At 35.0% G+C, this 22805-nt stretch carries 20 protein-coding genes; 16 read left to right on the top strand and 4 right to left on the bottom strand.

Going from position 1 to position 22805, the window contains the following annotated elements; all coding sequences use genetic code 11:
• The first annotated feature begins 2390 nt into the window (after window positions 1-2390).
• Together SP041_RS00005 and SP041_RS00010 are read left to right on the top strand one after the other, a co-directional pair.
• Complete coding sequence (locus tag SP041_RS00005) at window positions 2391-3182, top strand: ParA family protein (RefSeq protein ID WP_025562561.1); 792 nt, start codon at window positions 2391-2393, stop codon at window positions 3180-3182.
• An 18-nt stretch (window positions 3183-3200) separates the two neighbouring features.
• Window positions 3201-4286, top strand: a complete 1086-nt coding sequence (locus SP041_RS00010; RefSeq protein ID WP_025562562.1) for a hypothetical protein — start codon at window positions 3201-3203, stop codon at window positions 4284-4286.
• 46 nt (window positions 4287-4332) lie between these two features.
• Here SP041_RS00010 and SP041_RS00015 read toward each other — a convergent pair whose 3' ends face one another.
• Complete coding sequence (locus tag SP041_RS00015; RefSeq protein WP_025562563.1) at window positions 4333-5349, bottom strand: DUF2333 family protein; 1017 nt, start codon at window positions 5347-5349, stop codon at window positions 4333-4335.
• 332 nt (window positions 5350-5681) lie between these two features.
• Here SP041_RS00015 and SP041_RS00020 point away from each other — a divergent pair, with 332 nt between their 5' ends.
• Window positions 5682-6605, top strand: coding sequence for a hypothetical protein (locus tag SP041_RS00020; protein WP_025562564.1), 924 nt, complete (start codon window positions 5682-5684; stop codon window positions 6603-6605).
• Between the two features lie 2165 nt (window positions 6606-8770).
• Complete coding sequence (locus tag SP041_RS00025; RefSeq protein WP_025562565.1) at window positions 8771-10018, top strand: hypothetical protein; 1248 nt, start codon at window positions 8771-8773, stop codon at window positions 10016-10018.
• Between the two features lie 15 nt (window positions 10019-10033).
• Here SP041_RS00025 and SP041_RS00030 read toward each other — a convergent pair whose 3' ends face one another.
• Together SP041_RS00030 and SP041_RS00035 are read right to left on the bottom strand one after the other, a co-directional pair.
• Window positions 10034-11995, bottom strand: coding sequence for a hypothetical protein (locus SP041_RS00030; protein WP_025562566.1), 1962 nt, complete (start codon window positions 11993-11995; stop codon window positions 10034-10036).
• Between the two features lie 11 nt (window positions 11996-12006).
• Window positions 12007-13503, bottom strand: coding sequence for a YqaJ viral recombinase family protein (locus SP041_RS00035; RefSeq protein WP_025562567.1), 1497 nt, complete (start codon window positions 13501-13503; stop codon window positions 12007-12009).
• Window positions 13504-13656: 153 nt separating this feature from the next.
• Here SP041_RS00035 and SP041_RS00040 point away from each other — a divergent pair, with 153 nt between their 5' ends.
• Together SP041_RS00040 and SP041_RS00045 are read left to right on the top strand one after the other, a co-directional pair.
• Window positions 13657-14391 carry a hypothetical protein gene (locus tag SP041_RS00040; RefSeq protein ID WP_025562569.1) on the top strand — a complete coding sequence of 245 codons (735 nt, stop codon included), beginning with the start codon at window positions 13657-13659 and terminating at the stop codon, window positions 14389-14391.
• Between the two features lie 7 nt (window positions 14392-14398).
• Window positions 14399-15235 carry a hypothetical protein gene (locus SP041_RS00045; RefSeq protein ID WP_025562570.1) on the top strand — a complete coding sequence of 279 codons (837 nt, stop codon included), beginning with the start codon at window positions 14399-14401 and terminating at the stop codon, window positions 15233-15235.
• 1 nt (window position 15236) lies between these two features.
• Here SP041_RS00045 and SP041_RS00050 read toward each other — a convergent pair whose 3' ends face one another.
• Window positions 15237-15917, bottom strand: coding sequence for a sigma-70 family RNA polymerase sigma factor (locus tag SP041_RS00050; protein ID WP_025562571.1), 681 nt, complete (start codon window positions 15915-15917; stop codon window positions 15237-15239).
• 133 nt (window positions 15918-16050) lie between these two features.
• On the opposite strand from SP041_RS00050, the gene SP041_RS00055 reads away from it, so the two are divergent.
• From SP041_RS00055 to SP041_RS00105, 10 genes are all read left to right on the top strand, one after another.
• Window positions 16051-16479, top strand: coding sequence for a hypothetical protein (locus SP041_RS00055; protein ID WP_025562572.1), 429 nt, complete (start codon window positions 16051-16053; stop codon window positions 16477-16479).
• Window positions 16469-17437 (top strand): recombination-associated protein RdgC, encoded by a 969-nt coding sequence (gene rdgC, locus SP041_RS00060; RefSeq protein WP_025562574.1) that lies wholly within the window; start codon window positions 16469-16471, stop codon window positions 17435-17437. Before SP041_RS00055 ends, rdgC begins: the two co-directional genes overlap by 11 nt.
• Window positions 17430-17684 carry a hypothetical protein gene (locus SP041_RS00065; protein WP_025562575.1) on the top strand — a complete coding sequence of 85 codons (255 nt, stop codon included), beginning with the start codon at window positions 17430-17432 and terminating at the stop codon, window positions 17682-17684. Before rdgC ends, SP041_RS00065 begins: the two co-directional genes overlap by 8 nt.
• 131 nt (window positions 17685-17815) lie before the next feature.
• Complete coding sequence (locus SP041_RS00070; RefSeq protein WP_025562576.1) at window positions 17816-18205, top strand: hypothetical protein; 390 nt, start codon at window positions 17816-17818, stop codon at window positions 18203-18205.
• A 314-nt stretch (window positions 18206-18519) separates the two neighbouring features.
• Window positions 18520-19740 carry a hypothetical protein gene (locus SP041_RS20820; RefSeq protein WP_170968496.1) on the top strand — a complete coding sequence of 407 codons (1221 nt, stop codon included), beginning with the start codon at window positions 18520-18522 and terminating at the stop codon, window positions 19738-19740.
• Window positions 19741-19752: 12 nt separating this feature from the next.
• The gene (locus SP041_RS00085; protein WP_025562579.1) at window positions 19753-20607 is read left to right on the top strand and encodes a hypothetical protein; all 855 of its coding nucleotides are present in this window, start codon (window positions 19753-19755) and stop codon (window positions 20605-20607) included.
• A 5-nt stretch (window positions 20608-20612) separates the two neighbouring features.
• Window positions 20613-20984, top strand: coding sequence for a hypothetical protein (locus SP041_RS00090; protein WP_137297062.1), 372 nt, complete (start codon window positions 20613-20615; stop codon window positions 20982-20984).
• Between the two features lie 437 nt (window positions 20985-21421).
• Window positions 21422-21931, top strand: coding sequence for a hypothetical protein (locus SP041_RS00095; RefSeq protein ID WP_025562581.1), 510 nt, complete (start codon window positions 21422-21424; stop codon window positions 21929-21931).
• Window positions 21932-22089: 158 nt separating this feature from the next.
• Window positions 22090-22332 carry a hypothetical protein gene (locus tag SP041_RS00100; protein WP_025562582.1) on the top strand — a complete coding sequence of 81 codons (243 nt, stop codon included), beginning with the start codon at window positions 22090-22092 and terminating at the stop codon, window positions 22330-22332.
• 2 nt (window positions 22333-22334) lie between these two features.
• Complete coding sequence (locus SP041_RS00105; RefSeq protein ID WP_025562584.1) at window positions 22335-22799, top strand: hypothetical protein; 465 nt, start codon at window positions 22335-22337, stop codon at window positions 22797-22799.
• Window positions 22800-22805: the final 6 nt, after the last annotated feature.

Raw genomic sequence — 22805 nt, forward strand, 5'->3', positions numbered from 1 at the left:
ATAAAGAAAAGTTGTCGGAACGCCGACACTATTTGGCACAGCCAATTTAATAAAAGTAACAGCTACGAATTGAACCACTAATGGAAAGTTGTCGGAAAACCGACAATATTTAGCGCAATCAATTTGTCCAATTGTCTGCTTTGATTTGACTGATTAAATAAAAGTTGTCGGAACACTTACACTATTTATGCCATTCTATTATATTTAATTCACTACTATGAGTTAATCCAATAAAGAATAGTTGTCGGAACGCGACACTATTTTGCACAATTAATTTGTGAAATTAACGACTACGAATTGAATCACTAATGAAAAACTGTCGGAACGCCGACACTATTTAGGCTATTCTATTTTATTAGATTCACTGCTTTGAATTGTTCCTGTAAAGAAAAGTTGTCGGAACACCGACACTATTTATGCCATTCTATTATATTTAATTCTCTACTTTGAGTTGATCCAATAAAGAATAATTGTCGGAACGCGACACCATTTTGCTCAATCAATTTGTGAAATTAACGACTACGAATTGAATCACTAATGAAAAACTGTCGGAACGCCGACACTATTTGGCACAGCCAATTTAAAAAAGTAACAGCTACGAATTGAGCCACTGATGGAAAGTTGTCGGAACACCGACACTATTTAGATCGTCCTATTTCATTTAATTCACTGCTCTTAGTTGAACCAATAAAGAAAAGTTGTCGGAACGCCGACACTATTTGGCACAACCAATTTAAAAAAGTAACAGCTACGAATTGAGCCACTGATGGAAAGTTGTCGGAACACCGACACTATTTAGACCGTCCTATTTCATTTAATTCACTGCTCTTAGTTGAACCAATAAAGAAAAGTTGTCGGAACGCCGACACTATTTTGCGCAATCAATTTGTGAAATTAACGACTCCGAATTGAATAGCTAATGAAAAACTGTCGGAAAGCCGACACTATTTAGACCGTTCTATTTCGTTTAATTAACTGCTCTTAGTTGATCCAATAAAGAAAAGTTGTCGGAACACCGACACTATTTATGCGATACTATTTTATTTAATTTACTACTTTGAATTGATTCACTCAGGTAAAGCTATCGATATGTTTTTTAACTTACACAGAGAAGGGGAGGGGGGTGAGTTGATTTCAATGATAGTTTAAATAATAGCGGGATTGTCGGTCCTCCGACACTTTGTCTTATCCAATATATTTAATAGCACCACGAAATTTAAATGCCTGGCCAAGAGTTGTCGGAAAGCCGACGCTATTTAGTGCAATCAGTTTGTTAAATCAACTGCTACAAATTGACTCATTAAAGAAAAGTTGTCGGAACACCGACACTGTTTAGCGCAATCAATTTGTGAAATTAACGACTACGAATTGAATCACTAATGAAAAACTGTCGGAACGCCGACACTATTTATGCCATTCTATTTTATTAGATTCACTGCTTTGAATTGTTCCTGTAAAGAAAAGTTGTCGGAACACCGACACTATTTAGCGCAATCAATTTGTGAAATTAACTACTACGAATTGAATCACTAATGAAAAACTGTCGGAACGCCGACACTATTTGGCACAGTCAATTTAATAAAAATAACAGCTACGAATTGAACCACTAATGGAAAGTTGTCGGAACACCGACACTATTTAGTCTATTAGGTTATGTTTAATTCACTTCTTTGAATTTACCCAACAAAGAAAAAGTTATCGGAACACTGGCAGGATTTACATATAGGATTCGCTTCTTTGAATTGATTAAGCAAGGTAATGGTATCGATATTTTTTTTGCTTAGACTGGTAAGGGGAGTAGAAAGATTTAAATGAGATTCTAAATAGTAGCGGAATTGTCGGTAATCCGACACTTTGCTTTATTCAATATCTGTAATAACACCGCGAGATTAGATTACCTGGATAAGAGTTCTCGGAACACCGACACTTTGTTTTATCCAATATCTGTAATTGCACCGCGTGATTAAAACACCAGGTCAAGAGTTGTCGGAAATCCGACACTATTTAGCACAATCAATTTGTAGAATTGTCTGCTTTGAATTGATTCATTAAAGTAAAGTTGTCGGAACACCGACACTTTGTTTTATTCAATATCTATAATTGCGCCGCGTGATTAAAACACCAGGTCAAGAATTGTCGGAAAGGCGAGTGTTAAAAGTTAGGAAACATATGCTTATTGATAGCTAATAATCAGTAGGTTTTCATTCTAAATTTAATATTATAAAAATGAAAAATAGAACATATTAATCAAACTATATAAAAAAAAGAAAATATAGCCCATAAAAGGGCTCTTTTTAGTGTTTTATTAACAAAAACTAATAATTAATCACTTATGAATTGACATGCTTTAAATCTCTATTATATATTGTTGAAAACAATAGGAGCATGTGATGGCAAAGGTAATTTTGGTTGGTGCAAATAAAGGCGGAGTAGGAAAATCTACAACGTGCATGAATTTAGCAGGATGTTTTGCAAATGAAGGTAAAAAAGTAGTAGTAATAGATACAGATGCAAACTACACAGAAAATGGAATTGTTCACGAGGGGCGACTTAGCTCTCAAAAATTCTTTCTTGCAAGACAAAATGCATATGAAGAACAACTTCCTTATATACAGTGCATTGTTATTCCACCAAACCAGAAATTAAATAGTCAAATAAAGAGCCTTAAAGAAGATGGGTATGATTACATTATAATCGATACTCCAGGGTTTAGTAATACTGCTTTCCAATCAGCAGCAATAGCAGCGGATAAAGTGTTAATTTTGACCGAGCCGGGCCGAGTTTCATATGATGCGAACCTTGCATTATCAAGTAAGCTAACAGCGCTTGAAGAAATGATCGCACTTGGCTATGAAGATTTTACAATAGATTGTTTATTGGTTGTAAATAGGTTCGATGCTCAAAAAAGGCCTGACCTAAAGCCACTTAAAAAGTTTTATGCTCTTAACTTGTCAAAGCAGTTCTCATTTTCTGTTAATACCCTTAATAGTGTGTCAGCAGTTACTAATGCGCAAAATGAATTTCTTTCTGTATTTGATGACAAGAAATATAAAGCAGCAAGAGCTATGTATTCTGTACTAATAAGTGAGCTGTTAAATGAGAAGAAGCCTAGATGGGAAAGAGGGCAGGAGCCAGATGAGAGCTTAGTGAAAATTATTAATGATCAAAGCATTGTAGATTAATAATTAAGGGGATAAATCATGCTAAAGAAAAAGACTGGTGTTTCATCGACCACAATCAACATGAATATGGGTGCTGGTACAGACGCTCCTCAAAGCAAAGAAAGATGTGAAATTCCTGCTGGGTTTGCCTCAAGTGCATTAGAGGCAGTTAATAGAGGTGTTTCTGCAGAAGCTCCAAGCTCAGTGAAACTTGAGCAAGAAGCAGTGTCTTTTGACGATAATAAGCCAGTAAAACAAGGCTTGGAAATAGAGTTAAGTTCTGGCGCTAAAACTAAATCAAATTTAGTAATAGTTGATCCAAATACTATTTCAATTGATTTTTCTGGCAATAAAAGAAATGTTACAGAAAAAAAAGTTAAAAGCTTAGTGCCTTTAATTATTGAGTCAAACGGAAATAGCGAACCTTACTATATTAGAGTTCACCCAGACCCTAATTCAAAGTTTAAATACCAAGCAATAACCGGCAAGAGAAGAACACTTGCAAGCAGACTGGCAAAAACACAGTCTTACTGCATGCTTATTGAAGCGTCATATGAAGATTCTGTAGTCTTAGCCTCACATGAAAATGAGGGAAGAGAGCCTTTTACCGTATTTGAAAGGGCTGATCAGATACAAGAATTGATTGATGTGGTTGGAAACAAAACAAAAGCAATTAAGATTTTTAATAGTGGTCATGGCTCTAACTTATCTAGAAGTCACTCTTATGATCTAGTGCTTCCAGCAAAGGTAAGCAAAGAGATTAGAGAGCTTATAGAGGACTCGAAAAGCATTACCATAGCTCAGGTCAAAAAACTTTTAAATCAAGTTAGTAGCCTTAATGAGGAGCTAGACGTTAACGAAAGAGCTAAGTTTCTTGCTGGAATAGGAAGAGAAGTTCCAATATTGACTTTGGCCTCACTTATTAAAGAGAAAGTTAGCAGTGTAACCGGTGTTAAAGAAGAGCTAAGTGAGCAGAACGAATCAAAAGAAATCACTGATATAGACGGTAAGGCAGTTGGTACATTTGATTACAAAAAAAGAACTCTTAAATTAAATAAGAGCCTGAACGATGAATTAATTAATGAGCTACTTGAAATAATTCAGTTGAAAATTACTGAAGTGTAAGCTTAATTGAAGTAGCCATCTATGAGGCTACTTCAATTGATGACCACTAACCGTTATTTAATATTTTTTGAAGCTCTTGAATTGAAGACTTAGCTCTAGAAATACTGTTAGATAAGTACAAAGAGTAGTTTGCTGTTACACCTCTACCATTGCCATTAAGAACAACAAATGATGTGAAATCTAGCTGTGTTTTCTCTAGCTCTCTAATAATTTGTTTTACTGTTGGCATTGCATTCTTATCATTTAGTACTGATTCAAAATCAATCTGAATGCCGCGCATGTAATGAATAAGTGCCCATGCTTCACCCTTAGCTTTCCAGAAAACGTTATCAATTTCTAACCATGGTGTCTTAGCGTATACAACGCTTTGAGAAGCGCTTGACTGTGATGCACTTGCATCATTTGCTAAGTCAGTATTTTCTCTAACATCACCTGAGCTTGCACTAAGTTGCTGAGTTAGATCACCCAGTCTTTGTGATACTTTATCAAAGTATTTCTCTAGGGAATCGGCTCTAGCAAAAAACTTAGCCTTGTTTTCTTGAGGAGTGGTAATGTCCTTAAGGTAATTTCTAGCATGCTTAACTGCTTTTTTATAATTCATTTCACTATCAGCAATCGGGTACCATGCTTCGTCAGAGAAATTAATTAGTGGCTGCATCTGCGTCAGGTCAGGATTAGCTCGGTCATTGGAGTTTCCGCGAGAGAATCTGTCTCTAAGCGCATAACCGATTTCTCTTGCCTGTGCGACAACACCTCTTTCAAATGATGGCATGTTGTCAAAGTTGCCAGCCTTAACCAGTAAGTCGTTAGCAGTATAGCCACCGTCCTTATTCAGAATTGCGTCAACAGTATATATAAATGCAGAAGTCGTTGCTTCACCAATAATGTCATTTGCATTACTCACACCTTCATTTTCCAATATCTCAGACACTTGAAGTGATTTGGGAGGAGTGCTGACGTAAGTAACCCATGCAAAATCCAAGATAACTAACAATGGGATAGATGCAATTAAAATCACTTTAACTGCTTTTTTGAGTAAGTTTGTTTCTTTAATTTGGTCCATTTAACAAAAGCCTTGTTTATAAAATTTAACTTAATATGCTAAATATAAAGATTAAAGTCAAGTTTAAAAGTTGCTCATACGTACCAAGCTCGTTCCCTTTTTTATATAATTTGTAATCTAATAAGTGTAAAATAAATTTAGATATAGCTATAGACAATTACCTAAGGCAGAAAAACAAAATATTAAGAATGATATCAGCTCAAAAACTTAATATGACTACATACGTAATAATGTCAAAATTATTTGGTTGCAAATTGAGCAAGCCATCTTTCTTTAATTGGTCTTTAGTTGTCAGATCCAAATATTAGGAAACATAAGAGGTTTTTATAAATATGACTAAGAGTAAAGTTACATTATTATCAAAAGCTTTTCATGCTGAGTATGGAGTGCAGCATGAAGGAGAAATATTAAAAAATTGGTGTGCAACAAAAGTTGATGATGAACTATATGACGTAACGAGAGCCGATACTTCTGTTATTAGGGTCAGGCTTGGCCAAAAAGTACGAGAAGTGGGGGAAGTAGGGCTAGACCTTTATGGGAACGTAACTGTTGGTCCACATACAATTTTAAAGGGACAAAATATAGATCACAGTATGACCGCTAAAAAAACACGACCTAAAGATGAATATATGATTTCTAGATTGGGAATGAATAAAACCAGAATTAAGGTGGGGCAACATCTAGATGGCACATTGTTGGTTCATGGTAAAGATGAGCACGGAAACCTCAAAATTGGTGACATTAGTATTCCTATTGAGAAGAAAATAAAAGAGTTAAAGATACTTGTATTTGATCAAAAAAATGAAAAGACACCTACTGGTTATAATGCTACTTTTAGTTTAATTGAACCAGGTAAAGAATCTAACAACAAAGACGGCATCTCAGGTGTATTTGTTCCTGCTAAAGGAAAAGGCCCTGCAAAATTTTGTGAAAACACTGAAGATGCGGGACTTATGACTACAGCAGTATTTTGGCCATCAACTAATAAATCTTTCCTAGTTGGAAGAATTAGAACTCTAGAACAAGCAAAAACTGAAAAGTTTCTGTTCGATAGTATTAAGCAGTACGAAAAAGAAGCGAGAGACTTCGAGATTGAACCATGTGACCATTTTGATTTGGTTAACTCTAAAAAACTTCTAACAGAAATTAATAATGAATGGACCTCATATCAATTTAGTGCGAACACTAATGTTGAAATGTTCGGGTTAGTAAATAAATTCAAAAGAAGTTATGAACCAAGTGGCCCAACATGTTAACTGTTAATTAGCTTTAACCAATCATTGTTTTGGTAGTTGGAACTCAAACTATCAAAACATAATGCCCCTTGATTCTATTAATTATGTTAAAAGTAATCATTCAACAAGAAGTTATTAAATAAAGAAATGTTATGTTTTTTACAGTATTTACTTGTTGATAAGTCATTTTCAATAGATCCTAATATTGATCTTATTAGTCACCTTTATTGATCTATTGATACCTAAAATGCACAAAGTTCCAAAATTAAAAATAGGCTTTGTGGATGAAGTTAAATATTTAGCTTATTATTAGTACCTGTTTTTGATCGCAAACGACCTATTTGTTAATAGTTTTGTGGATAACTTGTGAATGGAATTTTTGAATAGTACCTTTTAATGTTCGTTAATAGTTCCTAATTTGCCCCAACTATAGTTCCTGATAACGATCCGTTTTAGTGCCTAAGTTGATCCGTAATAGATCCTAACATGATCCAAAATTGCATATAAGACACTGTTATTATTGAATATAAAATAGTTCTCCTATCCTTATTTCCCTTTATTTCCTATCTAAATCCTAAAAACGTCTTTTCCTTAAAATAATAAAAAACTATTTATTATTTTATAAAACACCTGAAATTAAGAGCATACAAAAAATTAATAGCTGCAACAACAAATTACAGTCAGTTAACTAGCTTTGCGCAAATTAGGTTCTAAAAAAGTAACGCTCCAATGAATGGAATTTTGTTAGGTTTGGGCATTTTAGGTGCTATTCAACAAAGAGAAAAACAAATGATGCGCAAATTAGGCACTAAAAAAGGTCATTTAGAATAAAACACTTTTAATGAACAAAAAAATCAATTTAATGCTTAAGTTACTGTATTAAAACAATTAAACTTAAAGAATGCGCAATATAGGTAGTATTTAGTACTAAATAAAAGATCGAGTTATGCGCAATTTAGGTACTAATGACAAAGTGAACCGGTTTAAATTTCAACAAAGTACGTTAGATGCTAAAACTTTGTGCACTTTAGGTACTAATAGAATAGTTTTAACTGAATTTTTCATTATTTAAGTGTTAAAAAAAAAGAGAATGAGTCCAGTTTGTGCTTTTTAGGTATTAAAAACTGACTTATTGTAAAAAAGTTGTGCTCATTAGGTACTATTTTAAATTTATTAAATAGGTTTGTGCATTTTGGGCACTATTAAAACGAATTTATGGAAAATGTTGTGCTAATTAGGCACCAAAATCGGTAATCAGGAGATAACTTTGGGCTAATTGGGTACTAAGATTAAGCGTTAATAAGTTAGTTTGTGCATTTTAGGTGCTATTGAATCAATTAAGATAAGGGTTTTGTGCTAATTAGGTACTAAATTGCAATTACTTAATAAACCAAAGAAAAATTGGTAAAAGTTACTTAGGCGTTAATACTTTGTGCAAGTTAGGTAGTAAAATTAATGAGTTTATATAGTAGTTTGCGCAAGTTAGGCAGTAAAACTAATGAATTTAAATAATAGTTTGCGCTAATTAGGCAGTAAAATTAATGAATTTAAATATTGGTTTGTGCAAATTAGGTAGTAAAAGTAATAAATGACAAAGATAGTTTGTGCTAATTGGGTAGTAAAAAATAATAAGTACCAAAAAGTTTGTGCAATTTAGGTAGTAAATAACATGATCCTCAAATAGCTTGTGAAATTTAGGTGTTATTCAAGGATCTAATTTAATTTTGCTTGAAAAAAAGTGAAACACTAAAGAGAACATAAGTAAATCAAGGCAAAGAAGAAGGCCAAAGAGACCTGGATATAAACAAAAATAGCAGAGCTATTTAACAAATAAAGTTTGTCCAAATTAGGTATTAATAAGCTGAACGGTCGACATAAATATTTCAATATAAAAATCAATGGCTTAAAAAAACTATGCTCTAAATAGGCAGTATTATTTAACAGTTCAATTTGCACTAAAAATCGTATCGCAATACACGATACAGAATCAGATTTTAAGTATTGAATCAGAAAGTATGTGCAAATTAGGTACTAATGAAAAAACCGAAAGGTCATCAAGATCCTTTATTTTGATAAAGATCGTTAAAAGGTACTAATAAGATCAGTAAAAGGGACTATTCGACAATAGATCTATTCATCACAATGGGATAACCTCAACAAGATATTAACTGGTAGGAATCAATCAAATGAGTGAACACATAGATTTTTCAGATAACGGAGATGAATTTAGATTTAGCGATGATGAATCTAATTTTGATAAAAAAAAGTATGTTGAAAAAGATAATGCTCATAAAAATAATGATGGAACAACTACCAGTGAAGTAAGCAGTAGCACTGAACACAGCTCATACATCATTCAACTGACCGATAAAGAAAGAGAAGCCTTACAGATGGACTTGTTCAGTCTTGTCGATGAGGCGCAAGAAGAAAACAGCATACAAAGATACTCGAATGCAATAGGGGACATTGATATGGTCCCTCGCTATATACGAGGTAAGAATCCACCTTTGCTCGCTTCCGATGTGAAAGTTGATCAAGAGATTATTTGTAAGAATGAATACAAGGTTAACGGAAACGATCTTGTATGTGAGATTCACCCTGCAACCATAATGAGAAAAGAGGGTGAAAAAACGGTAAGTTACTTAATGTACCCAGGTGATAGGGAAGAAGTAATTGAAAGAGTCTTGTTTATGATCGCATCTAACAATGGTTTAGAAAAAAAAGCGATTCCAGGCAGTTCTCCTAGATACGGCGTTTACTTCTCATTGTATCAAATACGAGAAGAGCTCAAGAAAATCGGAAAGACAAAACCTTATGATGTAATTAGAGAATCTTTAATTGTGCTTAGGGATAGTAAAAACAGGATATCTCAAAGCAAAAATGGTAAAAGCATTACTATCACTAATGATGTAATAGCAGATGCTGCCTTAGAGACAACTGGTACAGGTCGAGCTAAAGATAGATGCTTCATTAGCTTTAGTGACTACGTAGTTGAGCAAATTTTTAAGCTGAACTATCAACAGTACAGTTTCGACTCTGTGCTTAGCCATAAGGGTGCTTTAGCTAGGTTTCTTCACAGCTACTTGTGTTGGAACTGGAGGAATTCTTATGAAGGGGCTACATATAAGATTGAGACAGAAAAGATAATGGCTTCATTTGGAAAAAGCCAATTAACGATGGCTCAAAAGAGAAGAGATATCAGGGAGGCTCTTGGATTGCTTGTGAAGAGCGGCCATATACCATCTGTCCCATATGCCAACAAAAATTGCTACACAATCACTGCGAAGAAAAAACTTGCTAGTGAAATAAAGCTATCAATGCAAAAGCAACTTGGATTAAAACGCATATCCGCTCAAATTGAAGAGGGCAAGAGAGATACATTGCCAGCAGCTAGAAGATTTAATGGAAGCCTTGTTAATAATAATAACGGTTAACGAAACAGCCTCTATTTAAGGCTGTTTCTGAGCTATCTTTTTCCGTTGCATGAATGCAGCCATGCCTGTTAATTGTTTCTTAGCTTCAGGCGCCTTAATCTCGACATCTCTGGTCACTGGCTCCTGTTCTGCTGTATCTAATTTATTCTCATCATTTAGATTACTTGGCTCCCATCGCTTAGGAAATTCGCTCTTATTCACTTTGTCAGTAGGTAGTGTTTCAGAGCTTTGGTCCTTCTTAGCTAGATTTCTATTTATATTGAAGTCAACATTAGAGTCCAACTTGCTTTCGTCTTTGAGAGGTACTATTTCGACTTGATTAAAGTGATCACTCATCATATCTTCAAAATCATCTAAAGGCCCAGTATCTAACTCAAAATCTAGGTTCGTATTTTGAGTATGTTCTATTTCAGGTCTCACCTCATCTTTTACCTGCGTCTCTGGATTCTCAATAATGTCCTGTGCAATATGTTCGAGGGCACTATCAACTTCAGATCCATTCAAGAGTTCAGAATGTGTTAAGTCAATATCTTCACGCTCTTTCTGAATGTTTTCTAAGTTGTCTTCACTACTCTCTTTTATGGGGTTATTAGGTTTTTCAGAAGATTCAAATTTTTCACCTGCAGCTATCTCGGTTACCAAAGACTCATCTTTTTTAATGTGAATTTCTTCATGATCGCTATTGGTATCTTGTTGTACTAACGGCATATTATCTATTAATGGCTGTTTTATTTCAGTGTCGCTCACACAAGATATAGTAGGTGCAGAATCACCATTAATTATCCATGATGACCTCAATGGAAGACGATTATAAGAAACCCCAATAGGCTTAGGATTTATGTTTTCATCAGAAATAGGGAATTGAGATAATTTAGCATCCTCATCTTCGAAGATTCCTGAGAACCGGCCTTTTATATCTAGTCTCTTAGGGCTTCCAAGTGAGTGAGAAGTTGTATAAACCCTGGAGAGTAAAGATTTGTCGTCATATGCAGTTATCTTTGCTGATATTTTAGTTAAAATAGGTTCAGAAATTTCAATCGCATGATTAGCATTATTAGAGTAAAACATTCTTCTCAGGAAGTCGTATTTGTATTTTTGTCCAAAATGCTTTTTGCCCAGCTTTCCCGTAATGATTTTTGAGAGAGGGCAAACTTCTAATGATTGAATTTCACTGCTAAAGTAATCAAACTTTAGAGTAGGAATAACTATGTTTATGAAATGATTCGTCATTTCAAAAAAAGTCTGATATCGCTCCTCTAAATTATTATATTTTGCAAAGAACTCCATATAACTTGAAGCAATTATTCTTCCTTTGTTATTGAGTGCTCTAATAAAAAAACCAGGCACCGCTCCAACAATGTTTTTATTTGAAAATGAATCGGTTGTTTTGCTTCTTAACTCATCGATTGAAGGCTCAATGTCTGACTTAATAAACTCATAATGGTAGTTTATTAAAGAAAAGTTGAAATTCGCTGGGTTAATGATTTCTTTTTCAATTTTTTCAATAGTGTCCTTATTATTTATTTCTTTTGCAGCAATTAACTTTTGATTTAGCGAGTTTATAAGTACTTCATTTTTCTTTATTTCAACTCTTCCAATTCCAAGAATAGGATCTGGAGACTCAGCATTTTGAGCAAGAACATTGGCCCATTTAGCAACATATGTGTCACATCCTAATGAGCCGACGCCATCATAAGTCGCCTTGCTGAACAACAAAACACCTTCTCTATTCATTGGAGAATTTTCAGGAGAAGCAAAGCATGATTGCTTTGCTTTAGCGTCTATTCTAGAGAATTCAATTATGCTCGGAGAATTCTCTTTTTGCTGAAATTCTTCAGGTATTCTCAATTTCACATTAATGAGACGACCATCATCAGTTACACCCTGGACGGAATGAAGGCTTTCACCTCCTCGTTTATTGTAGCTTCTAGGATAAAGTACAATATTTAGTCCGTAATTGTTTTTTGCATTGTTCATGAAAAAAGGCCTTAAAATGCAAGATTTGTTTCATGATTTACCTGTTCGACTTTCTTTTGTTGGTCATCGGTAATGCTAAATCCAATTTCTTGGAACATATCATATGCTTCGGATTTATTGTAAAAAGGACTTGATGGGTCAGCAACCATTTCTTTAATTTGACTTAAAGTAATAGAGAAATTATTGCTATCCATCATGTCTTCTTCAGCAAAGTTAATTGCGCGTTCACCAATCGCTTCCATTTCCTCTACAAAAGCTGCATTGGCATGTTTCTTTCCTCTAGCTACAGACACGGTTACTTGTTCTGCGGAAACGGTAAAGTCTTGCTCATCAATTTCTTCTATGCTCGGTGGGACCGGAAAATCTTTCTCAGAGGGAATGACACCAGACTTCAATATTTTAGATATTTGAGCGTTATAGTCATCGCTTTCAATTTTAAATTTCTGAATAGCGACTCTTCTTGCAGAAGCAAGTGCCTTTGAATTAACCGAGTTTTTTTCTTTACAGCTAATGTTAATGCCACCGATTCCCGTCTTTTGATCTACTTTATTCCAGTCTACTCCAGCTAAAGAGGCGAATCGAAGTAGTTGTGGTTTATATTTATCATCAAGGCTTTTAACCATAGACATCATTCTTTTTGTTAAGATGAATTTTGCTACAATTTCTTGGAAGCCTTTAGGCATTTCAGCAATATATTGGTAGTTCTTGCTGAATGGTCTATTAGGTAGTTCATTACTAAGAACAAATTTCCAATAGTAATCGCCAGCAGCAAGTACGTCGTTTGTCATTTCTTCTGTTACCACAAACTCATTAATGCCAACATCCCATAATTTAGTTGAGAATGGAGCGAGCACGGTGCGGTCTACTTTTATACCTGCAGCTTCCAAGTGGTATTTGTACTGTGCTAGTTGAGCTTTGTAGTGATCAGGAGCTATCGTGGACATTTCATCAAACACATCTTGGCTTGCAGGTGTTTTGAAGTCAACAAGGATAACTTCGCCTGTTATTCTAGAAAAATAGATACCATCAGGCGATGATTTCATCCAAGGATGCCCTTCAACGCCTGAAATATTCAATTTATCTAAAGCTGCGTAAGCTTCATTGTATGGAACAAGGTCTAAATGACTTAGTTTGTATTCAAATTTTCTTCTTGCAAAAACTTCAGTTTCAATGCCTCGTTCGGTGTCACCATTTGATGTTCCTGCTGTTGTTAAACAAAGTTTTTGACCTACAACATCTCTTGAAGTTGTTCCATGAGGGTAGAAGGCGCCCTTGTATTCAGTGTACAAAACAGACATGTCCGAACCACCGAATCCATTGTTTCTTCTAATGTGCCATCTTACATTTTTTTTAATTTTCTCTTCTAGCTGCAGGGGAGTGAGATCTTCTCCTTTAATTTTAATATTTATTTCAGATTCAATTATAGTTGACTCTACCCAGTCTGAAGCTATCTTTGTATTTATATGTGGGCATGACTCTAATAAATTTCTTAATAATTCATCTTTCATTTAATTGTTCCAAAATTTTAAATATATTCAATATATTATAACAATAATGATCTTAATGTCATAGTTCTTTGTAATAATCTCATCAAGAATGAACTAGACAAAAACAAAGTATTCTGTAATATTAAGTCCCTGTATTTGGAGGCTTTTAATTTTATGAGAAAAATATCCTATGAAGTAAATCCATCTAAAGTTTTCGAACAGGATGGATTTAAGAAATTAAGCCTAATAGAAAAAGGCGTGTATTTAGAGCTAGTGAACTATGCATGGAAAAGCGATGAACAATGTAAAATAATTATGGATATTCCGGCAATATCAGAAGTAGTAGGTTACCCAAAGTCAGAGTTATTAGAACTAATTAAAAAGCTTATCGAATCTAGCATTTGCTACATTGAAATGGGATTAATTGATTTAAACGACAGTCTTGTATTTAAAGATCAAGAAGAGCAAGTTTTTGAATTCCTAAACAAAAAACCTTGCGAGATAATTGACGTCAATAAAGTTCTAAGCAGAAAAGCAGACTCTGTTTCAAAAAGGATTGTTAATTGCGATAAAGCTGCACACCCAGAAATAATGTACCTCAAGGAAAGTGACAGAGATCTATCCTTTTATCAGGGATGGATGCCGTCAATTAACTTTAATACCTCAGGACAAGTTTATGTACTTCCTCCGAGTTTGCTCTCTAGCTTAGCTGATAAGTATTCCAATATTAATCTAAGAGAACACTTGTGCATGATATTTAATTGGAAGGCGATGAATGCGGATAAAAGAAAGCCTGTAGGGCTCATTGCCGACTTTATTTGTCGTTGGTGTGATAGAGCTAGCCTTAAGTCGGCTGTAACCGATGATGGGATGTCTGCTTTACTTGATAAAATTTCCGCACATTTATAGGTTTATTATGATAACAACAAATTACAAGACAATTGCCGCAAAGCAATTTCAAAACATGAACGTAAGCTATCCAGGATCGTTTTATCGAGGCAACTACTCAGAAACTCCAATGGCCATAGCAAACTGGATTAAGGCGCTTGTTAGTTCTGGAGTTCAGGAAGATGAAATAACACCTTTCGTACAGTACATGATTAATAGCTGTCAAAGGACAAAAAACATTGGGCCTAAGCCCAACGAAATTGAAGATATTTACAGAGAATTTAAAGCAATTTATTCAAAGGTTGAAAAAGAGCAATTAAGTGAATTGGATATTTCTATTGAAAGGGCTTATCGATATTTGAGCTTTAAGTATGAAAGACTGTTCAAAGGAGAGTTCTTTACAAAGGAAGAGCATTTTAAGTTATGGTTTGATGATTTAAAAATTTCAGGAGCATCTTCTCTGGGTATTGATAGGGCAGTAAAAGAAATCAAGGTTTCAACTGAGTTCGGGCAGTATCCACCTAATGTAGGTCAGTTTACAATGATGTCAATTGCCTACACTATTGATGAGAAGATGCCTATGGCCAGTGATGCGCTAAATATTGCAGTGGCCAATAAGAGTCTTGCTGGTTTTCATCCTATTATATCTCATGTCAGAGCCATTATTGGTTATGAAAATTTAACTCAAAACACTAGATATAAAGCAAAGTCATTTGAAAAAGAGTATCAAAATGCCTTAATGCAGGTTTTTAAAGGAGAGCTTGATCTTTCATCTCAATCTCAAGTTGCCGAGGGTTTATCTCGCGCCCCTGAACTTAGTAATGATGATGTTGCCAATGGGATATGGGGAATATTAAATAGTTAAATTAAGCGGCTATTCTAGCGTTTAGCCTCTTTTTGAGTTTATTTATGGCGTTAGATTCGCAAAGGGCAGCGCCTGAGGTAGAAATTGACATTATTTTCGCTATGGATTGTAGTGGCTCTTTTTTCTCATTAAACCACCTCATTTCAATAACATCTCTTTCTTTTCCTTTAAGGTGTTTTATTTCTTTCTCTAACTCCATTAGATTAATAACTCTTTCAGATATCATTTGAAGATTTGAAGATTCCGGCATTTGCATCCATTTTGATTTGTGTTCGACTTGTCCCTCTGGTGATATGTGAGAATCAGAGCCAAATACAAAATAGGATGCTTTTTTTATATCTTTTTCTTCAACATTTAAATTTTTAGACATCTTTATTATGGTGGCCGGCGTAACTTCGCTAGGAGAAGAAGCATACGAAAGCAGATTATTTACAGCTTTTATTTCTTTTTTGGTTGTAACAATCTTGACGAGCCTTTGATTGTTAATGCAATACTTTCTCATTGCACTTCTTATGAATGGGGTCATTAAGCAATTTGCATCTAATGATGGAAGCTCTTTCCATTTATCTTCATTCTCAATTACAGCTAACCAGCCTTCTTGTATTAGATCTTCTTTGGGTATATTCGCAAACTTATATTTTTTGGAGATTTTTTCTATTAGATGGCTGAATATCGAGATCATATTATAGTTTTGTCTTTGAAAAATAAAAAAACATAATATATTGAAATTTAATTGTTTAGTCAATGGCGTGTTGAGGCTGTTTGTTATTAATAGTATACTTGAAGCACTAAAAATAAAATAAGAACAAGTGACGATGATTGTTGGTAAAATTGAAGAGCGATTAGAAAAGTTGGAATGTTCTGATAAAGACCTATGCAAGATCGCAATGGATCTAATGATATATATTGACAGTTTATTGGGATTTCAATATATTAAGTCAAAATCTTTTGATGACCCGGTTTTCATGGAATATGCAAATACATCTCATTATGATGAAGTTGAAGCAAACTTAGATAGCGGTGTTATTCGACAGGGGATTGTTCAAATACTTAGTTCCCGTAGTGGTAATGTTAGATTTAAACTTAAAGTGCTGCAAATTTTAACTCATGTAGCTAGAGAAACATCTATAGGGAACGACACAAGGCTGATTCGTGATGTTGAATTCAATATATTTAATATGATGGTCAATAAATCAGTCAGTGATTTTAATTTGTTTTTAGAGGAAAAAAATAATGTTGATTAAGAATATGGGTACTTATAGAGTAAAAGGCTTTGATGTTACTGATGAAAAACTCAATGAAGCAGCAGAGCTAAATAAATTTGTGCAATGTAAGCCACACGAGGAATCTAAGTTTGGTTGGATTCCTCCTTTTGGTGCTGAGTCGAGTAATTTCGCGCCATCCGCGAACGGATTTATAGCGCTTTGTGTGCAGTTTGAAAAAAGACCTGTGTCAGCGAGTCAAGTTAAGATGATTCTTGATAAAGAAATTGCTGAACTTAAATTGAATAACCCTGACATTATCATTACAGGCAAAGTAAAAAAGAACATGCGCGATGACATTAAGTCTCAGTTGCAACCGAATGCTCCATCGAATGTAAGTGAAATTAAAGGCTTTATTGATGCTAAGCAGGGAATTATTTACATCGACGGTACGCCTGCAAAATGTGAAAAGTTTGTTGGTGCCCTTAAATTTCTTCTGCCGTCACTAGATTTAGATATCTTACCAATCCAAACAATGGATGAGCCAAAAACTGTTATGACTAGCTGGGTTGTGGAAGATAAATCTCCTGACCTTATTGAATTTGGTAATACATTCTCGTTGCGAGATGAAGATGATCTGTCTGAAATCACATACAAAAAAGTAGACAGCTTTTTAGATGAAAGTCTTAAAAAATACTTGAATGATAGTAAGCGAGTTATATCTTTAAAGGTTGAATATGATGCAAATACATCGTTTACGATTAGTGAAGACTTCCAAATTTCTGGTGTATCTTGGGGCGATGACGTTTTAGAAGAAGCGCAGTCTGATTACAGTGATATCCCTGGTGCGACTGTTGATGATATTGGTTCTGCCGAACTTGGCTGTGTTGCTCTAAAATCACGAGAAATATTAAATTATTTGCTTGAGTCTTGTTTTGGTGGTGAGAAATCAGTAGAAGATGAAGACGAAGAGGATGGTGAAGGCGACTTTAATGAGTAGCCTGAGTCAGTGTCTTTTTTCTGTAAATAATGTGGCGGACTACGAATTATTACTTGCCACTCTTAAAGACAATGAAAAAAACCTAAAGGCTAGCAGTTTAAGTGGAATACATTATGCTCAGTTTATTGGTTTTAATTTAAGACTTGAGAGATTGGTATCAATATTAAAGGTAAAAAACAGTGAGACATCTGACAGTTTTAATGAATGGCAGAAAAGTTGGATTAAGACGTTTTCACCATTAGTGTAAATACAAACCTCTTAGTTGAGGTTTTTATTTGTCCATAGTTACTGTTTTAGTGATATTAAGTGGACAGTCTTAGGACCTAAATATATACTTTTTACCCTTTATGCTTAATTTAAATAAACGGAATAGATTTGATGAAATCGTTATTGGTTGTATTTTCGGGGTTTTTATTGATGGGGGGAAGTGTTGTCGCATCAACAATTGATGATAATCCTTTTTTAAAACCCTCTGAAAGAATTATTTTAACTGAAGAAGAAAAAAATCCTGAGCTTAATGAAGATTGTCATGAGTTTAATGACGCATGTAGGGAAGCTATGTTAAATAGCCTGATGGTGGAATTAGAAAGAGAAGCTGTGCTTAAGCTTCCAGCACACTTACAGCCAGAAGTATTAGGAAAGTGGACTCGAAACCAGGTCGAAGAATCGGAGTACAAAGGCGAAACTAATGGAATTAAGATTTATTATAACAATAAACTTAAGCAATATATTTATCTTGATCTGTCAAAGGCAAAATCTAAGGGTTGATAATGAGTTTTAAATTTAAAAAAACATTGATTGCAGGATCAATTTTAATGTCTTTATTAAGCGGGTGTACATCTACCGTAATACCTAAAGATATTGACAAAGAATATGATGACTCGCTCAACAGCGATAAGTTGATAGAAGAATGGCAAAATTTAGAGCCTGCAATAACTTATGTGAATGACAGGTCTGACATAGTTCTGGAGCATCCAGGCGAAATTCCACAAGATGTGTATGATATTGAATTCTCAAGTGCAGCATCTGGAAACGCAACGATATCTAGCCTGGTTGGTCTACTCAAGCCACTTGGCGTTTTCTTGTCAATTCCAAACGAATCCATTGGTAACAAGCCATTGGTTATGTTTGAGTTCGAAGGAAAACTAGGTGATTATTTGCTAGCGCTTGGTTCTTCGTATGAGATAAGTTTCAATTGGCATAGAGGTAATATTATCTCGATAGATTCATCATCTACGTATATGGTCAGAATACCTCAAAACAAAGATCTTGCTACTGCGATTAAGAAGAACTTAGTTTCACTTGGTGCAAAAAACGCAGATATGTCACTACAAGCAGGATTAATAAGCTATAGCTCTGACTACAAGAGCCAGCAGCGAATTAGAGCGTTCATGAAATTTATTTCGGAGAATTCAGCGCTTGTTTCAATGCAGGTAGCAGTATTGACGGTATCGTTAGATAAAAGCACATCGACAGGTATAGACTGGAGTGAGTTGAGTTTTGGTCTCGGCAAAGCTTCTGTATACCAAACAGTATCGGGCATCGATATTGACTCGTCTGACGATGACGATGACGACGATGATGATGATGACGACGATGACGATGACGACGACTCAGTTGAAGCCTCTGACTTTCTTATGACGGGTTCAGGTGTGAGCAACCTTAATTCAATGACTAGCGTTGGTGGTAATAGTTCATCAGTGTTTATTTCTAACAACAACTTTTCCGTAAGTGCTGTTATTGATTACCTTAGCAGTTATGGTAATACTAAGACCAATCAAAGTGTCATAATGAAAACCATTTCAGGAAGAGATGTTGAGCTTAAGTCAGCAACAACAGTCCCTTATATTAGCTCAGTAGGCCTTACAACTTCTAGTGATTCAGATACATCATTGGGAACTGCAGACATTGAGACAGTAGATGTTGGCTTGAACCTACTATTGTCCCCGTACTATCAAGATTCAAACTCAACAGTCACGATTGATGTTGAGCTAAAATTGAGTGCACTTATGTCTTGGTATACATTGTCTGCAGGAGACCAGTTAGGCTCACTTACCTATCCAGAAGTTCAAGAGCAGGAGTTTACCGATTTAATCAGATTAAAAGCCGGCGACACTGCAATTATAGGTGGAATTACTTATGATAAAAGAGCTGATGATATTGATACTCCTTATTTCCTAGAGAATATTGGTGGAGGACATCAAGAACTTGATGTAACTAAAACGGCAATGATTATAATGATTAGGCCTTCTATAGTAGTGCTGAAGCCTATGGAAGCGGATTCTGTTAAAGTTTTGAACTAGTAAGGCTGCTTAATGAGTAAAGAGAAAATGCAAGAAAATGTCGAATTAAAGCCGGTAGAAAGCGATGCAAAGAAAGGCTTAAAAAAAACCAAGCCTTTCTTCAGCTTCATGAGAAAGAAGTCAGAGAACAAGCCCATTCTTTTACCGGATAACTTGCTTTTAGGGTTTCAAAGAGGTGTTTCTAAGCAAGACCTTCTTGTTTACCTGAGAAGTAAGTCGATGGAGATCGGAGACCCCGAATTAGCTAAAGTTCAGATCATCAAAAAGGACGGGGGTTTTTACTGGGAAATTCACGACTCAGGCAGTGGACATGGTGTGCTTCAAGATGTTTTACTTAACTTAGAGACAAAGCCACTTGTAAATATTCAAACCTCAAGAAAGATAGTTCAGGTTGTTTTAGGTAAAAACGATGAAGGCTTATCAAGTGCATTGTTAACGGAGAGATCACAAGAGGCTGCTACTCCTGAAATTAAATATAAAGATAAGATGTTCAGCATTAATAGCAAAGGAACCGGGCTTTTTGTATTTAGTATCGTTTTCGCGTCATTGGGTGTGCTAAGTCTGTTCCTTTCTGTATTGTTTAAGTATGGAATTCTAAATCAAGAAAATAAGTCTAGTGCTTATGTTCAAACAAGGGTTCCATATGAAAAAATAAGCGAGTTAAAAGAAATCCTTTTAAATGAGCAATTAGTCGCCTCTGGTACTTATGCAAAAAAAATAGCTTTATCTTCAGATAAAACTAGTTTTTTAATTAGCACGGGAAAGGAATCTCCAGTTGAAGTGTCTAGCGGAGTAGAGGGTCAAGATGAAGTGGCTGCACTTGCTAAAGAGCTTGGAATAAATGAAAAAGAGGTCGGCATAAAATGAATTACATGTCTAAGAGTGTAAAGCTGGCAATTAGCTATAGTCTTATTGTGATTGGCATAGCAGGAATGTGCGGATCTGGTTATATCTACCTTAAGCCTCTTAAGGATGAGGATACTGCAAAAACTAAAAAAAACTTAATTTCTGAGTGCAAGTCATCATCTAAAAGGTATGGACATACTGTTGTGCAGATTGGTGACAATATAGACTTTATTTCTAATGGTGTTAGTGACTGGAGCGAGAGGCTTTCTTCCATGTCGCTTATTGCCCTTCAGTGCAAAGGGTTCAAAATAGAGGAGTTTTGTATGGGGACGGAATGTAAGGACTCAAGAAATAAAGACTTTTCAGGAATTTACATGCAACTTAAATATAACCAGTGAATTTAGTTAAATTTAAAGAAAAAAGCCGCTATTAATTAGTGGCTTTTTTTTTATTTGTTTTGTTCCTATTTATTTAAATTTATTTGAAAATAAATTCCCTTAAAACATCGGAAGTTAGGTTTTTTGTGCCTTTTTTTTTAATTTAGCTATTGCCACTAAGCTCTTAAATACGTATATTAATTGCATACCCAGTGAGGCAGAGGGTTAGAGAGAGTTATTGATAACTTCTCTCTTAAAAGCTCGCAACAATTAAAACTTTCCAAAGAGAAAGTATGGTGAAATTGATTTTGAATATTTCATATAGTCGATTTGGCACATGAATATACATGTGTTTAAGCCAAGAGGAATAGTCCTCTCATAATTATAATAATAATAATAATAATAAATATAATTATAAATAATAATAATAATAATAATAATAATATTCGGAGCATTCAATGTTTAACTTAATCGTAACTCTTATCGCAATCGGCCTTGGCGCAATCGTAACAATCAACACTGTATTCTTTGGTGGTGACTCTTACTCAGAAGGTTCAACAGAAGCAATCGCAACTGCATACATTAACCAAGCTCAGCAAGTTAAAGGTAGTTTCACTCTTTATAAAGCGAAGTACGGCGCAGATGCAACTGATATTGATGCATTGATCGATGCTGATTACTTAGCAACATCTCCTCAAACTCCTGCTGGCGGTTCTTGGGCTCTTGCAAGTGATGGTGTTGATGATGTTATCGGTACTGTTTCTGAAATTGCAACAAACAGTGATGACGGCATCAGTGAAGAAGTTTGTGAACGTATCAATGAAAACGGTGGTGAAATTGTAGAATGTGGTTCTGTAACAGCTACTAGCACAACGTTTGATGATACTGTTGCAGCGACATTCACTGCTGGTGATGTAACTTATGATGAAGCGACTACTTCTTACGCCGCTGTAGTAGTTGTGCGTTAATCAGTAGTTTTATTGCAGTAAGATTTGGCCAACCTCTTTGAGGTTGGCCATTTTTTTTTGCTTAAAAAAGGAGAGCACAGATACAAGAGCACCTAATAATATTGGCCGTTAAATTAATTAGTGTTATAGTATGTGAAAATTAATTAAGGTTGTTTATCATGAAGTTTGCAAGTTCTCTATTTGGCGCAATGAATTCCAAGGTGGGTTCATATTTTGACTATCTTTTTGTATTAGTTGCCATCGGCTACAGTGTGTATGGTTTTTCGATATCCCAGGAAGCTCCTGACTTTTGGGATTGGGCTAATCTATTTTCAATTCCCGCTGCTATTCTGTTTTTATTTTATAAGCCCTCTGTACTGCTAGGAAAGACTCTTGGAGTCAAAGAAAAGAAAAGGAAGTAATAATGGGGAACCTGATACTGACATTCATTGGTCTTCTGGTGTTTACTTATTCCTGCTTTGCCGGAATAGGCTACATAAAAATAAGTGTATTTTATGAGATGATTGAAGAATACAAAATGAAGTCAGCGATCTCAATTGCCTCAACTTCAGTTTCCACTTTCGACCTAATATACTCAGAGTTTCCTGAATCACTATCGGAACTTACCGATGGTGATTATATGGAGGAAAACCTAGCTTTTTCAACAAACACATTAATTTATGAGTTTAGCTCAGATAGCGATTCTAAATTTTATTTTTGTTTCGGCGGTGAATCGGTAACAGAGTTTGAATACTTAGCATATGCAGAGCTCGCTGCTAATTATTACGATGGTAAATTGTCGATGGTCTCGGATTGCGATACTGGGAGTGCAGATGAAACACCTGTTGTATTTCCTGCCGAATTAACTTTTAGATTTGATTATAATTAAAGGAAC

The sequence above is a fragment of the Psychromonas sp. SP041 genome, assembly GCF_000470315.2.
GTDB lineage: Bacteria > Pseudomonadota > Gammaproteobacteria > Enterobacterales > Psychromonadaceae > Psychromonas.

What these genes read in the sequence shown, in the direction of transcription:
- SP041_RS00005 (WP_025562561.1), top strand. Translation starts at nt 2,391, where the DNA reads ATGGCAAAGGTAATTTTGGTTGGTGCAAATAAAGGCGGAGTAGGAAAA.
- SP041_RS00010 (WP_025562562.1), top strand. Translation starts at nt 3,201, where the DNA reads ATGCTAAAGAAAAAGACTGGTGTTTCATCGACCACAATCAACATGAAT.
- SP041_RS00015 (WP_025562563.1), bottom strand. Translation starts at nt 5,349, where the DNA reads ATGGACCAAATTAAAGAAACAAACTTACTCAAAAAAGCAGTTAAAGTG.
- SP041_RS00020 (WP_025562564.1), top strand. Translation starts at nt 5,682, where the DNA reads ATGACTAAGAGTAAAGTTACATTATTATCAAAAGCTTTTCATGCTGAG.
- SP041_RS00025 (WP_025562565.1), top strand. Translation starts at nt 8,771, where the DNA reads ATGAGTGAACACATAGATTTTTCAGATAACGGAGATGAATTTAGATTT.
- SP041_RS00030 (WP_025562566.1), bottom strand. Translation starts at nt 11,995, where the DNA reads ATGAACAATGCAAAAAACAATTACGGACTAAATATTGTACTTTATCCT.
- SP041_RS00035 (WP_025562567.1), bottom strand. Translation starts at nt 13,503, where the DNA reads ATGAAAGATGAATTATTAAGAAATTTATTAGAGTCATGCCCACATATA.
- SP041_RS00040 (WP_025562569.1), top strand. Translation starts at nt 13,657, where the DNA reads ATGAGAAAAATATCCTATGAAGTAAATCCATCTAAAGTTTTCGAACAG.
- SP041_RS00045 (WP_025562570.1), top strand. Translation starts at nt 14,399, where the DNA reads ATGATAACAACAAATTACAAGACAATTGCCGCAAAGCAATTTCAAAAC.
- SP041_RS00050 (WP_025562571.1), bottom strand. Translation starts at nt 15,917, where the DNA reads ATGATCTCGATATTCAGCCATCTAATAGAAAAAATCTCCAAAAAATAT.
- SP041_RS00055 (WP_025562572.1), top strand. Translation starts at nt 16,051, where the DNA reads ATGATTGTTGGTAAAATTGAAGAGCGATTAGAAAAGTTGGAATGTTCT.
- rdgC (WP_025562574.1), top strand. Translation starts at nt 16,469, where the DNA reads ATGTTGATTAAGAATATGGGTACTTATAGAGTAAAAGGCTTTGATGTT.
- SP041_RS00065 (WP_025562575.1), top strand. Translation starts at nt 17,430, where the DNA reads ATGAGTAGCCTGAGTCAGTGTCTTTTTTCTGTAAATAATGTGGCGGAC.
- SP041_RS00070 (WP_025562576.1), top strand. Translation starts at nt 17,816, where the DNA reads ATGAAATCGTTATTGGTTGTATTTTCGGGGTTTTTATTGATGGGGGGA.
- SP041_RS00085 (WP_025562579.1), top strand. Translation starts at nt 19,753, where the DNA reads ATGAGTAAAGAGAAAATGCAAGAAAATGTCGAATTAAAGCCGGTAGAA.
- SP041_RS00090 (WP_137297062.1), top strand. Translation starts at nt 20,613, where the DNA reads ATGTCTAAGAGTGTAAAGCTGGCAATTAGCTATAGTCTTATTGTGATT.
- SP041_RS00095 (WP_025562581.1), top strand. Translation starts at nt 21,422, where the DNA reads ATGTTTAACTTAATCGTAACTCTTATCGCAATCGGCCTTGGCGCAATC.
- SP041_RS00100 (WP_025562582.1), top strand. Translation starts at nt 22,090, where the DNA reads ATGAAGTTTGCAAGTTCTCTATTTGGCGCAATGAATTCCAAGGTGGGT.
- SP041_RS00105 (WP_025562584.1), top strand. Translation starts at nt 22,335, where the DNA reads ATGGGGAACCTGATACTGACATTCATTGGTCTTCTGGTGTTTACTTAT.